Raw genomic sequence first — 14,226 nt, 5'->3', positions numbered from 1 at the left:
CGCTGCGCTCAGGACGACAATAGCCTCATACGACCAATACGATCTCTTCAAAATGGGCATTGGCGTTCCTGCGTGCAAGCGACGCTCACCGCGTTTTGAGTACCAGCTTGCCCTTGAGGTGACGGCTGGCACTGACCCGCAGCGCATCCGCCGCCTGGGCCAGACTGAATTCAGTGATGGGAGGTACGCGAACGGCGCCGATGCGATGAAGCTCCACGATGCGCTCGAGGTGCGCGCGGGTGCGGGGAACGGCGGGCCGCAAGGCGGTGACATCGCCGCGGTCGGGCTTGGGGGCCTGGGCCCCCGAGGCGATGAAGGCGGCGCGTCCCCCAGGCTTCAGGACCGAAAACGATCGCATCGCGACGTCGCCGCCCACGGTATCGAACACGGCATCGCAATCGCTTGCCGCCTTGGTGAAGTCGGTCGAATTGCAATCGATGACCTGATCGGCGCCGATCTCGCGCAGATACGGCGCGTTGGCAGCGCTTGCCGTGGTGATGACATGGGCGCCGAGATGCTTGGCGAGCTGAATGGCGAAGCTCGCCACGCCGCCAGCGCCGCCCTGGATCAGAATCGTTTCGCCCTTCTGCAGCTTCAGGGCGTTTTCGATGGTGCACAAAGCCGTAAGGCCAATAAGCGCCAAGGCCGCGGCTTCGACATGCGTGAGCGTCTCTGGCTTCCTCGCAACGATGGCCGCGCCAATTGCCAGCTTCTCGACATAGGTGCCGTCGCGGCCGGTTTCCAGGACACCGAACACCGCGTCGCCGACACGCAAGTCCGACACGCCATCGCCAAGCGTCGCGACGACGCCGGAGAAGTCGCGTCCCAGGCTCAAGGGAAAGCGGGGCTGACCGGGATATTCGCCGGCGCAGACTTTCGCGTCGGCGCCATTGATGCTGGCTGCCACCGTCTCGACGACGATCTGGCCCGGGCCGGCGACGGGATCGGGGAGGTCACCGACGATCAGAACCTCGGGTCCGCCGAATTTTTCGATGTATGCGGCTTTCATGACGGACCTCTCAGACCACCAGGACGATTTTGCCGAAATGAGCGTTCGCCTTCATGTGCGCAAGCGCGGCGGCCGCCTCGGACAGGGGGAAGGTCTTGTCGATCGGCAGGCTGAGCTTGCCGTCCTCGATGGCCGGCCAGAGATCCTCGCGGGCGGCCTGCACGATGTCGCGGACCTCCTCGGGGCTGCGGGTGCGGAAGGTGACGCCGATATAGTCGATGCGCTTCAGCGCATGCAGGTCGAAGTTGAACTCGCCCTTCATGCCGCCCAGCCGGCCGACATTGACGATGCGGCCGAGGATGGCGGCGGCCTCCATGTTCTGGTTCATCACGCCGCCGGAGACCTGGTCGACGATCAGGTCGACGCCCTTGCCGCCGGTCGCTTCCTTGACCTTGTCCGGCCACTTCGGATCACGTGTGTCGATCGCCACGTCGCAGCCGAACTCGCCCAGTCGCGCGCGGCGGCCGTCGTTGGTCGAGCTGCCGAGCACGACGGAGGCGCCCATGATCTTGGCGATCTGCATGCCGAGCAGGCCGACGCCCGAGCTGGCGCCCTGGATCAACACGGTCTCGCCCTTCTTGAGGCGCCCGGCGCCGACCAGGGCGTTGTGCATGGTCTGAACGGCGACCGGCATACAGGCGGCCTGCTCATAGCTCATGTTGTTCGCGGGGATCTTGTGGGCGCGGCCGGAATCGGTGACGGCGTATTCGGCGAAGCCACCCGCCGCCGCGCTCATGACCCTGTCGCCCGGCTTGAAGTCCTTCACGTCAGGGCCGACCGCCTCGACCTCGCCGGCGCATTCGAGGCCCACGATGGTGCCGGGACCGCCGATGCGGCCGTGCGAATGGCCGGACGCTACCGCGAGGTCGGCGCGGTTCAGCGACGCCGCCTTCACCTTGATCAGGATCTCGCCCGCCTTGGGCACGGGCTTGGGGGCGTCGGTGAACTGGACGCCCTTATCGGTGACGACGGCTGCCTTCATGGTGACCTCCCTGAACTGTGGAGATACCCTTAGCACATCGGCGGAGGCCGGCGACCGTCTACGCGATCTTGCTGGCCATGCCCTGCCAGTAGCGGTCGCGCAGCAGGCGCTTGTAGAGCTTGCCGGTCGGATGGCGCGGCAGCTCCTCTTCGAAGTCGACGCTGCGCGGGCACTTGATCGCGGAGAGGTGCTGCTTGCAGTAGGCGATCAGCTCCTCGGCCAGCGCGGGGCCGGCGTCGGCCATGTCGCGCGGCTGCACGACGGCCTTCACTTCCTCCCCGAAGTCCGGATTGGGCACGCCGAACACGGCGCAGTCCATCACCTTGGGATGGTTGATCAGCAGGTTCTCGCATTCCTGCGGGTAGATGTTCACCCCGCCGGAGATGATCATGAAGGCCTTGCGGTCGGTCAGGTGCAGGAAGCCGTCGGCGTCGAGATAGCCCACGTCGCCGAGCGTGCTCCAGCCCTTGGGATGGCGCGACTCGGCGGTCTTCTTCGGGTCGTTGTGATACTCGAAGGGACGACCCTCGGCGAAATAGACGGTGCCGGATTCGCCGGTCGGCAGCTCGGTGCCCTCGTCGTCGCAGATCTTCAGCTTGCCGATGATGGCGCGGCCGACCGTGCCCTTGTGCGCCATCCATTCCTGGGCGTTGCACATGGTGAGGCCGTTGCCTTCGGTGCCGCCGTAATACTCCCAGATGATCGGGCCCCACCATTGGATCATCGCTTCCTTGGTCGGGATCGGACAGGGCGCGGCGGCATGGATCGCGCACTTCAGCGACGAGACGTCGTACTTCGCGCGCACCTCGTCCGGGAGCTTGAGGAAACGCACGAACATGGTCGGCACGACCTGGGTGTGCGTGATCCGGTGCTTGGCAATCAGCGCCAGATATTCCTCGGCATCGAAATGCTCCATGATCACCGAGGTGCCGCCCAGCCGCATGACGCTCATGTTGAAGCGCAGCGGAGCCGCATGATAGAGCGGCGCCGGCGACAGATAGACCGTGTCGCTGTCGATGCCGTAGAGCCTGCGGCTGACCGCCAGCAGCGGATTGTCGAAGTCGATCGGCTGCTTCTCGACCACCGGCATGACGCCCTTGGGCCGGCCCGTCGTTCCCGACGAATAGAGCATGTCGTGGCCGGCCGTCTCGTCGGCGATCGGAGTCGCAGGGAAGCGCGCGACCGCGTCCTCCCAAGCCTCGTAGCCGGGAATCGTGCCGTCGATCATGTAGCGGTGCGGCGCGCCCTTCATCAGCGGCACGAGGTCGGCCGCCTTGTCGGCCAGCGCCTTGGAGGTGACGAACAGCCGGGCGCCGCAGTCGGTGACGATATAGTCGACCTCGGCGGCGGTGAGGCGCGAACTGATCGCCGTGTAGACCAGGCCCGAGCGCTGGGCGCCCCAGCAGATCTCGAAGAACCGCGGGTTGTTCTCGAGGAAGATCGCGACATGATCGCCGGCCTGCAGGCCGAGCGAGCGGAAGAGCTGCGCGATGCGGTTGGACTGCTCGTCGAGCTGGCGGTAGGTCACCGTCTCGCCGCTGCCGGCCATGATGTAGGCGGGCTTGTCGGGATGGGTGCGGGCGTGATGATAGGGATGCATGACGGCCGCATAAGAGCCGACCGGCACAACACTCGCAAGCGTTGTGCCAGTTCCGCTGGTCGGCTTGCTATCCGTGCCTGAGTTCACCTTCTCTACGGGCCTCGCGCGTCGAGGGCATCACCCTGGCGCAGCGCCGGGCGGGCAGATATGCGGCCGCTTCTCCAGGCGATCCCGGACCACGTCCCAGATCTGCCGCAGCCGCATGACGTGCAGGTCGTCCCGCAGAATTGCCACCAGGGCCTCGAGCGGTTCACGGCAATCAAGGATGACTTCGCTGCTGCCGCATTGGAGCGGGTTGGCCCACCATGGCGGCTGCTTGGCGCGATCGTTCCGGCACTCGTCCGCCTTGTCTCGATGGGTGTAGGGCGGTGTGGATTTCTCGATCGCCGCAGCTTCTTCGGACGACAGTTCCGGCAACAGGATCGACGCTATCCGGACACGCGCCGCGGTGTTGAAGACAGCGCGTTCGAGATCGAACAGGGTCCTGATGCCGAGCTGGCGAAGCTGCCCGGTCTTCGCGGGGCCTACGGCCAATATCAGCTGCGCCTGGGCGACCCAGTCGATCGCTTCGTACAGTCCGTAGGGGGTCTCTACGAACAGTTGGATCGGGTTCGTGGTCGCGAGATTCTGGATGTCCTCGATCTCGAATTCCGCCAGCCTGAACTTGATGTAGGGATCGATCCCCAGGATCGCATCCAAGGGGACCTCCTCGCAGAGCCTCCGTGTCGCCTCGCTCACACGCCTCATCTGCAAGTAAGAGAAGTGAGCCATCAGCCTGTCGAGCATGAGGGTCGGATAGAGTCCCACCAGGAAGGCCAGGGGTGCCGCCAGCTTGAGAGACTCTCCGCCAACGCTACTGGCGGTGTGCCAGGCCGCCGCGCTGACGAAGCTGCCGAGCAGAATGTGAAGGGTGCAGCGGATAAAGGAGAGTGGCCGGAGATCGAAGTTGGCCACGCGCCGTATCAGATACTGAACGCTCCAGACATAGCCTCCAAGGAAGCAAAAGACGAGCACGCCAACGAGCTCCGGCGGGCTGGATTGGCGAGCTCCCCCTGAGAGAAAGAAGCTGTGGGCGTAGAAGTCTGACCATTGGAGCGGCGCGAAGGCCAAATAGAAGCCCAGAATCGAGAGCGTAACGAACAGCAGGACCGGCAGGGCCCAGCTCCGAACCGAGATGGGATCGCGGGCCTCGTCATATTTGTACTTCACCAACTCGAACGACGGCACGATCAAGGGTGTTCCACCCTGTCCCTTCGCGAAACTGAAAAGCTTCGAAAGATCGTCGACGATGAGGCTGCGGAAACTCCGAACGTTGTTCCGGGCGATGAAAATGCACACCGGCATAATGAGCGCCAGCAACGCCACACTGACGAGTGGGGCGATTTGCAGGAATGTGGGCATGACCGCTCCCCGATTGCGTGTGTCGTTACCGGCCGGGGAACCAGCACGATCGGAGTGTCTGGTGTCCGTCGAGCCCGGCCGTCGCAATCTTCTATCGTTCGAGGGGAAGGGCGGTCTGTGGGAATTCGCACACTCCGCGACAATCACGCGGGCGTCTTGCCGTATCGGCGGGCGCGCGTTGCCCCGCCGCGCCGATGGCAACACCGGCGGCGAATGCTCGGCTCAGCCCGTCGGGCGAGCTGTCCCCACTTCCGTAGGAGTGAGGAAGGCTCGCCGTTCCTTAGGGGCTGAGTGCGTTCACTTCCGGCCAGCGGCGACACCGGCCCGGCGCAAAGCGTCGGCCAATGCGCTACCGGGAGCGCTGGCGGGAGCGCTGGGCTTAGCCGACTTAACGCGGGCCTGATCGCGCCGGGACGCGCCGCCGGCTTCCGGACGGTTGGAGCGTGGAGATTGGCTGCCGGCCTCGTCGTCGAGCCGCAACGACAGGGCGATGCGCTTGCGCGGCTTGTCCACGTCCAGAACCTTGACGCGCACGATGTCGCCCGGCTTCACCACACTGCGCGGATCCTTCACGAAGGTCTTCGACAGCGCCGACACGTGCACCAGACCGTCCTGGTGGACGCCGATATCGACGAAGGCGCCGAAGGCGGCCACGTTGGTGACGACGCCTTCGAGGATCATGCCGGGCTCGAGGTCGTTCAGCGTCTCGATACCGGCCTTGAACTCTGCGGTCTTGAAGGCCGGGCGCGGATCGCGTCCCGGCTTCTCCAGCTCGCGCAGGATGTCGGTGACGGTGGGCAGGCCGAACCGCTCGTCGACGAACGCGCTCGGCGACAGGGCGCGCAGCACGGCGGCATTGCCCAGCACGGCATCGATCTTGCTCTTGGTCGCCTCCAGGATCCGGTGGACGACCGGATAGGATTCGGGATGCACCGCGGAGGCGTCGAGCGGGTCCTCGCCGCCGGGGATGCGCAGGAAGCCCGCGCACTGTTCGAAGGCCTTGGGTCCGAGGCGCGGCACGTCCTTCAGCGCCTTGCGCGACCGGAAGGCGCCGTTGGTGTCGCGGTGGGAGACGATGCTCTGGGCCAGCGACGTGCCGATGCCGGAGACGCGCGCCAGCAGCGGTGCCGATGCCGTGTTGAGATCCACACCGACGCCGTTCACGCAATCCTCGACAACGGCGTCGAGCGAACGCGACAGCTTGAACTCGCTGAGATCGTGCTGGTACTGGCCGACGCCGATCGACTTGGGATCGATCTTCACCAGCTCGGCCAGCGGATCCTGGAGCCGGCGCGCGATTGACACGGCGCCGCGCAGGGTCACGTCGAGGCCGGGAAGTTCCTCCGACGCATAGGCCGACGCCGAATAGACAGAGGCTCCGGCTTCCGAGACCACGATCTTCTGCAGCTTGAGGTCGGAGAGACCCTTCAGCAGCTCGATGGCGAGCTTGTCGGTCTCTCGCGAGGCGGTGCCGTTGCCGATGGCGATCAGCTCGACCTTATGCTCGCGCACCAGCCTCGCCAGGATGGCGAGCGATTCGTCCCAGCGGCGCTGCGGCTCGTGCGGATAGATCGTGCTGGTCGCCACCACCTTGCCGGTGGCGTCGACGACCGCGACCTTCACGCCCGAGCGGTATCCCGGATCGAGCCCGAGGGTCGGCCGCGTGCCGGCCGGCGCGGCGAGCAGCAGGTCGCGCAGGTTCGAGGCGAAGACCCGCACAGCTTCTTCCTCCGCCGCCGTCCAGAGGCGCAGCCGGAGGTCGATCGACAGCATGATGGTGATCTTGGTGCGCCACGCCCAGCGCACCGTGTCGGTCAGCCATTTGTCACCCGGCCGCCCCTGGTCGGAGATGCCGTAGGTCCGCATGATGCGAAGCTCGTAGGCGCTGGGAACCATCTGCGCCGCGGGCGGACGCGTCGCGGGATCGTCCGGCTCGACGGTGAGACCGAGGATTTCCTCGCGCTCGCCGCGGCACAGGGCCAGCACGCGATGCGAGGGCATCTTGGCCAGCGCTTCGGAGAAGTCGAAGTAGTCGCTGAACTTGGCGCCGGCTTCCTGCTTGCCCTCGCGGACCTTGGAAACCAGCCGGCCGTTGGCCCAGAATTCCTCGCGCAGCGCCCCGATCAAGTCGGCGTTCTCGGCGAAGCGCTCGACCAGGATGGCGCGCGCGCCTTCGAGCGCCGCCGCCGCCGTGGCGACGTTCTTGTCGGCCGAGACGAAGGGCTCGGCGCGGACCAGCGGATCGACGGTCGGATCGCCGAGCAGCAGGTCGGCCAACGCCTCGAGTCCCGCTTCCTTGGCGATCTCCGCCTTGGTGCGGCGTTTGGGCTTGTAGGGAAGGTAGATGTCCTCGAGGCGGCCCTTGGTGTCGGCCGCCAGGATCGCCGCTTCGAGCGTCGCATCGAGCTTTCCCTGCTCGCGCACGGAGTCGAGAATGACCTTGCGCCTTGCCTCGAGCTCGCGCAGGTACACCAGCCGCTCCTCGAGCGTGCGGAGCTGGGCATCGTCGAGCGAGCCGGTGACTTCCTTCCTGTAGCGCGCGATGAAGGGGACCGTCGCGCCGCCGTCGAGCAGCTCGACCGTGGCCTGGACCTGTTGTTCCTTGACCCCGAGTTCTCCGGCAATGCGCGCCTGGATGGATACCGCCAAGTAACACCTCTGGGTCGAATGAGAGAGACGGGAGCGCACACGGTGCCACTCCGGGGCGCGGATATGAACGGCGCGCCTGTGGGACTTCAAGCTGATTGTTCGCTTGCACAATGGCTTCCAAAGCGCTGTGCTCGGCACCGCCTTCCTGTATTCAGAAGGCCGTGTAGCCGTTGAGTGTGGTGAGCAGATGGCCGGGATGACGACGCGGAGCGAGCAGGCCTGCTTCGGCGGGACGATCGGCTTCTACAGCCATGCCTCGACGGAGATCGGCGTCGAGATGAGGTTCTCGGTGTTCGTTCCGTCGAACGCGTCGGCGCGGCCACTCCCGGCGCTCTACTTCCTGGCGGGTCTCACCTGTACGGAAGAGACCTTCATGATGAAGGCAAATGCCTTGCGATATGCCGCCGAGCTCGGTCTCATGCTCGTGGCGCCGGATACGAGCCCGCGCGGTCTCGGCCTGCCGGGCGAGGAGGACGACTGGGATTTCGGCACGGGCGCGGGCTTCTACCTCGATGCCGAGGCCGAGCCGTGGCGGCGGAACTATCGCATGTACTCCTATGTGACGCGCGAACTGCCTGCACTGGTCGAGGCGACCTTTCCGGTCGATGCGGCCCGGCGCGGCGTGTTCGGTCACTCGATGGGCGGCCATGGCGCCCTTGTGGTCGCCTTGAAGAATCCGCAGGCCTACCGGTCCGTCTCGGCCTTCGCGCCGATCTGCAATCCCGTCGCCGTGCCCTGGGGCGAAAAGGCCTTCGGCAACTATCTCGGCCCGGAACGTGCGCGCTGGGCGGCATGGGATGCGAGCGAGCTGTTGAAGCAGGGGAACCGTTTCGCAGGCCCGATCCTCGTCGACCAGGGCCTGAAGGACCAGTTCCTCGCACCCCAGCTGCGGCCCGACGCGCTCGAAGCGGCGGCCGCAAGCGCCGGACAGGAGCTGATCTTGCGACGGCACGAGGCCTACGACCATTCCTACTGGTTCATCCAGACCTTCATCGAAGACCATCTGAGATGGCACGCCGAGAGGCTGCGCGCCTGAGTTCTGCCAGCAGGGGCAGGGGACGCAGGAAGCGCAGTTGACCCGGTTCCACCCTTCGGCTTTATTCCCGGCGCACGACTGTGTGCCCCCGTGGCGGAATTGGTAGACGCGCCTGACTCAAAATCAGGTTCCTCACGGAGTGTTGGTTCGAGCCCGACCGGGGGTACCACTTCGCCAGAATGCAGGCAGCCCCGCGGGTTGTGAGCGATTGGCGCCAAGGCGATCAAGCCTCACGAGCTGCATCCAGCCTGGAACCTGACGCGGCCAGAGCCGGTTTGCCCCCCCCCCGGATCGACGTTCCCTGCACGGCTCACGGCCCTGACAGCCCAACCGGCAATGAGCCGACCACGGGCTTCAGGGCCGCTGCCGAATTTCCGCTGGAGCGTGTGGCCGAGGTGCGCGGGAGCGAGCCTGGTGACCTCGCGCTCTAGAATTCCAACAGGTTGTCGCGCAGATGCTTGTGGGCATAGGCCTTGCGGGTCAGGCCCTGGCGTTGCAGCTCCGGCACCAGCCCGTCGCAGACCTCCATCACGCCGCGGCGGTCGATGGGCGTATCGGAGATCAGGAAGCCGTCGCCGCCCACTTCTTCCATGACCTCGCGCATCACGCCCGCCACATGCTCGGGCGTGCCGGTGTAATCGAGGCTGCCCTTGGCGGCGTAACCGCGCACGATCTCGCGCAGGGGCTTGCCGAGCCAGCGGGCGAGCGAGGACTGGTGGCCGTTGGTCGTCAGCGTGAGCGGCAGGTTCTCGTCGAGATCGAACTTGGAAAAGTCGATGCCGGTCAGTCGCGACATCCCGGCCAGCTGCATGTCGACGTACTTCAACGAATCCTCCTGCTGCAGCCGGCGCCGCTCGCGCGCCGCTTCCATCGTCGTGTCGACGATCGGAGAGCACAGGAATAGCACCTTGATATCGTCCGGATTGCGGCCGATCGAGGCGGCATGGCTGCGCACCTCCTGGCGATAGGCTTTCATCTTCGCGACGTTGGAGCCTTCGGTGATGATGGTGTCGGCCCACTTCGACGCGAACATCTTGCCGGCCGCCGAGCCCCCCGCCTGGCAGATCGGCACCCGTCCCTGAGGCGAGCGCGGCGCGTTGATCGGGCCGCGCACCTTGAAATACTTGCCCTCGTGATTGATCGGCCGGACCTTCTTGCCGTCGGCGAACATCGGGGTGTCGCGATCGAGCACGACCGCATCCTCATCCCAGGCTTCCCAGAGCCTGGTGACGACGTCGGCGAACTCGTCGGCGACCTCGTAGCGCTCGTCATGCGGCCGGTGCTTTTCGTGGCCGTAGTTCTGCGCGGTGCCGTCGTTGCTCCCGGTGACGCAATTCCAGCCGATACGGCCCTCGGTGACATGGTCGAGCGAATTGATGAGGCGCGCCGCGAGATAGGGCGGGTACTCCGAAACCGAGAGCGTCGGGACGAGGCCGAGATGCGTGGTGTGCTGTGCCAGGTATGGCACGAGGACCGGCGGGTCGAGCTTGGGCGTGCCCTGCGCGTATTGCAGGTAGGTATCGTGGTTGCCCTTGTAGGTATAGGGCACGTTCGAGGAGTCCTCGATGATCATGTAGTCGAAGCAACCGCGCTCCATCCCCTTGGCGAGGTCGATGAAGAGGTCGGGCATCATCCACCGCTGGACGTCGGACGCGCTGCCGGCCCACATCGAGCGCCAGTTCTTGGAGGCGAAGCTCTGGCCAAGGAACCAGGCGAGATGAAACGGCTTAGGCATGCGGGTGTACTCCATTGAGACGGATGCATTTGGCCCAGTGACCGACGCCCAGCGGATACTGCGGCGGGTCGACGGCGGCACATTCTGCGATGGCGATCGGGCAGCGCGTGCGGAAGCGGCAGCCTGACGGCGGGTTGGCCGGATTGGGCAGGTCGCCCTTCAGGATGATGCGCTTGCGCTGCGTTTCGATGTCGGGATCGGGCACCGGCACCGCCGACATCAGCGACTTGGTGTAGGGATGGGCGGACGCGGTGTAGATCTCCTCCTTGCCCGCCATCTCGACGATCTTGCCGAGATACATTACGGCCACCTGGTCGCTGATGTGCCGCACGACGCTGAGGTCGTGAGAGATGAAGATGTAGGTGAGGCCGAGGCGCTCCTGCAGGTCCTGCAGCAGGTTCACGATCTGCGCCTGGATCGACACGTCGAGCGCCGATACCGGCTCGTCGCAGATGATCAGGTCCGGCTCGACGGCGAGGGCGCGGCAGATCGCGACCCGCTGTGCCTGGCCGCCGCTCAGCTCGTGCGGATAACGTTCGAACAGGGAGCCCGAGAGGCCCACCATGTCGAGCAGCTCGCGAATGCGGCCGGCGCGTGCGCCACCGCGGAACAGGCCGTGGATGTCGAGCGCCTCGCCCACGAGATCGCCGATCGGCATGCGCGGGTTGAGCGAGGCGTGTGCGTCCTGAAAGATGATCTGCAGCTTGCGCCGCATGCGGCGCAGGTCGCGCCGGCCCAGCTGGCGAAGATCCGTGCCGTCGAACAGCACCCGGCCCGACGTCGCGCGTACGAGCTGCAGGATCGCATAGCCGGTGGTCGACTTGCCGCAGCCCGACTCGCCCACGAGTCCCAGCGTGCGGCCTTTCTCGACCTTGAACGAGACGCCGTCGACGGCCTTCACCGTGCCCGGCGCGTCCGGCCGGCCGAAATGGACTTCCAGATCCTCGACTTCGAGCAGCGTGCTCATGACGCCCGATCTCCCGGTGCCAGATCCGCGAGGCAGCGGGCCCAGTGATTCCCCCCGAAATCGCGGCGTTCCGGGGGCACCGTCTGACACGCGGGAACGGCGACGCGGCAGCGCGGCAGGAACGGGCAGAGCGGGATCGGCTCGATCAGGCTGGGCGGCATGCCTTCGATGGGAGTCAGGCGGCGCACGCCGGTGCCGTCGACTCTCGGCGTCGAGCCCATGAGGCCCAGCGTGTAGCCATGGCTGGGGCGGTGGAACAACTCGCGGATCGGACCGGACTCGACCACGTTGCCCGCATACATGACGTTGACCTTGTCGCAGAGGCCCGCGACGACGCCGAGATCGTGGCTGATCCAGATCACCGAGGTGCCGCGCTCGTGCGTGAGGCGCTTCACCAGGTCGACGATCTGCGCCTGGATGGTGACGTCGAGCGCGGTCGTGGCCTCGTCGGCGATCAGCAGGCGCGGATTGCAGGACAGCGCGATCGCGATCATGACGCGCTGGCGCATGCCGCCGGAGAACTGGTGCGGATAGGCGCTGAGGCGCTTCTCCGCCGAGGGAATGCCGACCGTCTCCAGCAGCTCGATGGCGCGGCGCTTCGCGGCCGGCTTGTCGAGCTTCTGGTGGCGGCGCAGCACCTCGGTGATCTGCCGTCCGATGGTGAGCACGGGATTGAGCGAGCGCATCGGGTCCTGGAAGATCATCGCCATGCTCGAGCCGCGCTCCTCGCGCATCTCGGCTTCGCTGAGGCCCAGCAGCTCGCGTCCGTCGAAGGCCAGGCTGTCGGCGGCAATGTGGCCCGGCGGCTCGGGCACGAGCCGCATGATCGAGAGCGCCGTCACGCTCTTGCCGCTGCCGCTTTCGCCCACCAGCCCGAGGATCTCGCCCTCTTCGAGATCGAACGACACGCCATTGACCGCGCGCACGTCGCCGCGATCCGTGGCGAAGCGGGTGTGGAGGTTGCGGACGCGCAGCAGGCTCATGATTCGGTTCCCACGCTGCGGCGCGTGCGCCAGGCGCGCGGGTCGAGCGCATCGCGCAGACCATCGCCCATGAAGTTGATGCTGAGGACGCAGACCGCGATGATCGAGGTCGGCGCCAGGAACATCCACGGCGCGTCGCCCAGGAAGCGGCGGGCTTCGCTCATGTCGCGGCCCCAGCTGGGCGCCGGCGGCTGCGTCCCGAAGCCCAGGAAGCTGAGCGATGCCTCCGAAACGACGGCGGCCGCGAAGACGACGGTGAGCTGGACGACGATCGGCGAAACCATGTTGCGCAGCAGATGCGAGAGCACGATGCGCAGCGGACTGGCGCCCAGCGCGCGGGCGGCCGTCACATAGACATCCTCGCGCACGGCCAGGGTGCTGCCGCGCACCATGCGCGCCAGGATCGGCGCCTGCACGAGGCCCAGCGCCAGCATCACGTTCTTGATGTCGGGTCCCAGCAGGCCGACCAGCGCCACGGCCAGCAGCAGCGGCGGGAAGGTGAGGAAGGCATCGACCAGCCGCATCAGGGCATTGTCGACCTTGCCGCCGAAATAGCCCGACGCAAGACCGAGCGGCACGCCCAGCACGAAGGCGAAGCCCACGACCAGCAGGCCGACCGAGAGCGAGGTGCGTCCGCCCCAGAGCATGCGCGAGAACACGTCGCGGCCAAAATGATCGGTGCCCATGAGGTGCTCGAACGACGGCGGCTTCAGCTTCATCGAGAGCTTGATCTGGATCGGATCGTAAGGCGCGACCCAGGGAGCGAAGGCGGCGGCGAAGCAGATCGTGAGCAGGATCGCCAGGCCGACCGTGGCGGCGCGGTTGCGCGGAAACTGCTGCACGGCCAGCGCCAGCGAGCCGCGGAATTGCAGGGGCAGGGCGCGCGCGTCGGCCATCTCAGTACCGGATTCGCGGATCGAGCAGCGCGTACATCATGTCCGCGAAGATGTTCATCAGCAGGAAGAAGACTGCGATCACCAGCGTGAAGCCCTGAATCACCGGGAAGTCGCGGTTGACCACGGCATTCAGCACCGCCGAGCCCATGCCGGGCACCGCGAAGATGTACTCGATCGTCACCTGGACGCCGATCATGTAGCCGAACTGGACGGCGGCCATGGTGACGAAGGGGATCATCGCGTTCTTGAGCGCATGAATGATCACGATGGTCGCGGGCAGCAGGCCCTTGGCGCGTGCGGTGCGCATGTAGTCCTGCGACAGGACGTCGATCATGCTGGAGCGCAGCAGGCGGGTCAGCATCGCCGTCTGCAGGGCGCCCAGCGCAACGGCGGGAAGGATGAAGGGGCTGTAGCGCTTCCACAAACCGCCTGCCTCGGCCTCGGATGAGCCGATGCCGGTGATCGGCAGCCAATCGAGCTGGATCGAGAAGACGTAGATCAGGATCAGTGCCAGGCCGAAATTCGGCACGGCAAAGCCCATCACCGTGTAGCCGGTACAGAGATAATCGATCCAGCTGTTGCGCCGCAGCGCCGCAATCACACCCAGGGGGATCGAGACCGCGAGCGCGAACAGCATGCCGGCACAGGCCAGCTGCAGGCTGATCGGCAGCCGCTCGGCGATCAGGGTCGTGACGCGATCGTTCAGGCGCATCGACCGGCCGAGATCGCCGGTCGCAACCTTGGCGATCCACAGCGCGTACTGCTCGGGCAGCGAACGGTCCAGGTTGAACTCCGCGCGCATTGCCGTCACCGCCTCGGGCGACGTCTGCATGCCCAGCATGATCGTCGCCGGATCGCCCGGCGTCGCGCGCGTGATGGCGAACGTCATCAGCGACACGACGAGCAGGACCAGCGGCACCTGAATCAGGCGACGTCCGAGATAGGACCACATGGCCAGACTATCCCTT

General features: G+C 66.1%; 11 protein-coding genes and 1 tRNA gene. 2 read left to right on the top strand and 10 right to left on the bottom strand.

Annotated features, from left to right (window positions below; translation table 11 throughout):
* Window positions 1–85: 85 nt before the first annotated feature.
* From ACO07I_RS09570 to ACO07I_RS09550, 5 genes are all read right to left on the bottom strand, one after another.
* Window positions 86–1,009, bottom strand: coding sequence for an NADP-dependent oxidoreductase (locus ACO07I_RS09570; RefSeq protein ID WP_422016663.1), 924 nt, complete (start codon window positions 1,007–1,009; stop codon window positions 86–88).
* A gap of 10 nt (window positions 1,010–1,019) precedes the next feature.
* On the bottom strand, window positions 1,020–1,991 hold the full coding sequence (locus tag ACO07I_RS09565) for a zinc-binding dehydrogenase (RefSeq protein ID WP_422016661.1): 972 nt from the start codon (window positions 1,989–1,991) through the stop codon (window positions 1,020–1,022).
* A 58-nt stretch (window positions 1,992–2,049) separates the two neighbouring features.
* On the bottom strand, window positions 2,050–3,591 hold the full coding sequence (locus ACO07I_RS09560) for an AMP-binding protein (protein ID WP_422016659.1): 1,542 nt from the start codon (window positions 3,589–3,591) through the stop codon (window positions 2,050–2,052).
* 117 nt (window positions 3,592–3,708) lie between these two features.
* Window positions 3,709–4,992, bottom strand: coding sequence for a hypothetical protein (locus ACO07I_RS09555; protein WP_422016657.1), 1,284 nt, complete (start codon window positions 4,990–4,992; stop codon window positions 3,709–3,711).
* Between the two features lie 297 nt (window positions 4,993–5,289).
* Window positions 5,290–7,641 (bottom strand): Tex family protein, encoded by a 2,352-nt coding sequence (locus tag ACO07I_RS09550; RefSeq protein WP_422016655.1) that lies wholly within the window; start codon window positions 7,639–7,641, stop codon window positions 5,290–5,292.
* Window positions 7,642–7,837: 196 nt separating this feature from the next.
* Between ACO07I_RS09550 and fghA the strand changes: the two genes are divergently transcribed.
* A complete protein-coding gene (gene fghA, locus ACO07I_RS09545; protein ID WP_422016653.1) occupies window positions 7,838–8,677 on the top strand; it encodes an S-formylglutathione hydrolase in 840 nt (279 codons plus the stop codon).
* Window positions 8,678–8,761: 84 nt separating this feature from the next.
* Window positions 8,762–8,846: transfer RNA gene (locus ACO07I_RS09540), tRNA-Leu, on the top strand.
* A 258-nt stretch (window positions 8,847–9,104) separates the two neighbouring features.
* Here the strand turns inward: ACO07I_RS09540 and ACO07I_RS09535 are convergent.
* The 5 genes from ACO07I_RS09535 to ACO07I_RS09515 are packed head-to-tail and all read right to left on the bottom strand — an operon-like array spanning window position 9,105 to window position 14,210.
* The gene (locus tag ACO07I_RS09535) at window positions 9,105–10,412 is read right to left on the bottom strand and encodes an NtaA/DmoA family FMN-dependent monooxygenase (RefSeq protein ID WP_422016651.1); all 1,308 of its coding nucleotides are present in this window, start codon (window positions 10,410–10,412) and stop codon (window positions 9,105–9,107) included.
* A complete protein-coding gene (locus tag ACO07I_RS09530) occupies window positions 10,405–11,379 on the bottom strand; it encodes an ABC transporter ATP-binding protein (protein ID WP_422016649.1) in 975 nt (324 codons plus the stop codon). The genes ACO07I_RS09535 and ACO07I_RS09530 overlap by 8 nt, the downstream gene beginning before the upstream one ends.
* Entirely contained in the window at window positions 11,376–12,362 is a 987-nt protein-coding gene (locus ACO07I_RS09525) for an ABC transporter ATP-binding protein (protein ID WP_422016647.1), read from the bottom strand. Before ACO07I_RS09525 ends, ACO07I_RS09530 begins: the two co-directional genes overlap by 4 nt.
* Entirely contained in the window at window positions 12,359–13,258 is a 900-nt protein-coding gene (locus ACO07I_RS09520) for an ABC transporter permease (protein ID WP_422016645.1), read from the bottom strand. Before ACO07I_RS09520 ends, ACO07I_RS09525 begins: the two co-directional genes overlap by 4 nt.
* A 1-nt stretch (window position 13,259) precedes the next feature.
* Complete coding sequence (locus ACO07I_RS09515) at window positions 13,260–14,210, bottom strand: ABC transporter permease (protein WP_422016643.1); 951 nt, start codon at window positions 14,208–14,210, stop codon at window positions 13,260–13,262.
* Window positions 14,211–14,226 lie beyond the last annotated feature (16 nt).

This window comes from Reyranella sp., assembly GCF_965227665.1.
Taxonomy (GTDB): Bacteria; Pseudomonadota; Alphaproteobacteria; order Reyranellales; family Reyranellaceae; genus Reyranella.
Note: the sequence above shows the minus strand (reverse complement) of the source record. Positions and strands in the feature narration are given on the sequence as shown.

What these genes read in the sequence shown, in the direction of transcription:
- ACO07I_RS09570 (WP_422016663.1), bottom strand. Translation starts at nt 1,009, where the DNA reads ATGAAAGCCGCATACATCGAAAAATTCGGCGGACCCGAGGTTCTGATC.
- ACO07I_RS09565 (WP_422016661.1), bottom strand. Translation starts at nt 1,991, where the DNA reads ATGAAGGCAGCCGTCGTCACCGATAAGGGCGTCCAGTTCACCGACGCC.
- ACO07I_RS09560 (WP_422016659.1), bottom strand. Translation starts at nt 3,591, where the DNA reads ATGCATCCCTATCATCACGCCCGCACCCATCCCGACAAGCCCGCCTAC.
- ACO07I_RS09555 (WP_422016657.1), bottom strand. Translation starts at nt 4,992, where the DNA reads ATGCCCACATTCCTGCAAATCGCCCCACTCGTCAGTGTGGCGTTGCTG.
- fghA (WP_422016653.1), top strand. Translation starts at nt 7,838, where the DNA reads ATGACGACGCGGAGCGAGCAGGCCTGCTTCGGCGGGACGATCGGCTTC.
- ACO07I_RS09535 (WP_422016651.1), bottom strand. Translation starts at nt 10,412, where the DNA reads ATGCCTAAGCCGTTTCATCTCGCCTGGTTCCTTGGCCAGAGCTTCGCC.
- ACO07I_RS09530 (WP_422016649.1), bottom strand. Translation starts at nt 11,379, where the DNA reads ATGAGCACGCTGCTCGAAGTCGAGGATCTGGAAGTCCATTTCGGCCGG.
- ACO07I_RS09525 (WP_422016647.1), bottom strand. Translation starts at nt 12,362, where the DNA reads ATGAGCCTGCTGCGCGTCCGCAACCTCCACACCCGCTTCGCCACGGAT.
- ACO07I_RS09520 (WP_422016645.1), bottom strand. Translation starts at nt 13,258, where the DNA reads ATGGCCGACGCGCGCGCCCTGCCCCTGCAATTCCGCGGCTCGCTGGCG.
- ACO07I_RS09515 (WP_422016643.1), bottom strand. Translation starts at nt 14,210, where the DNA reads ATGTGGTCCTATCTCGGACGTCGCCTGATTCAGGTGCCGCTGGTCCTG.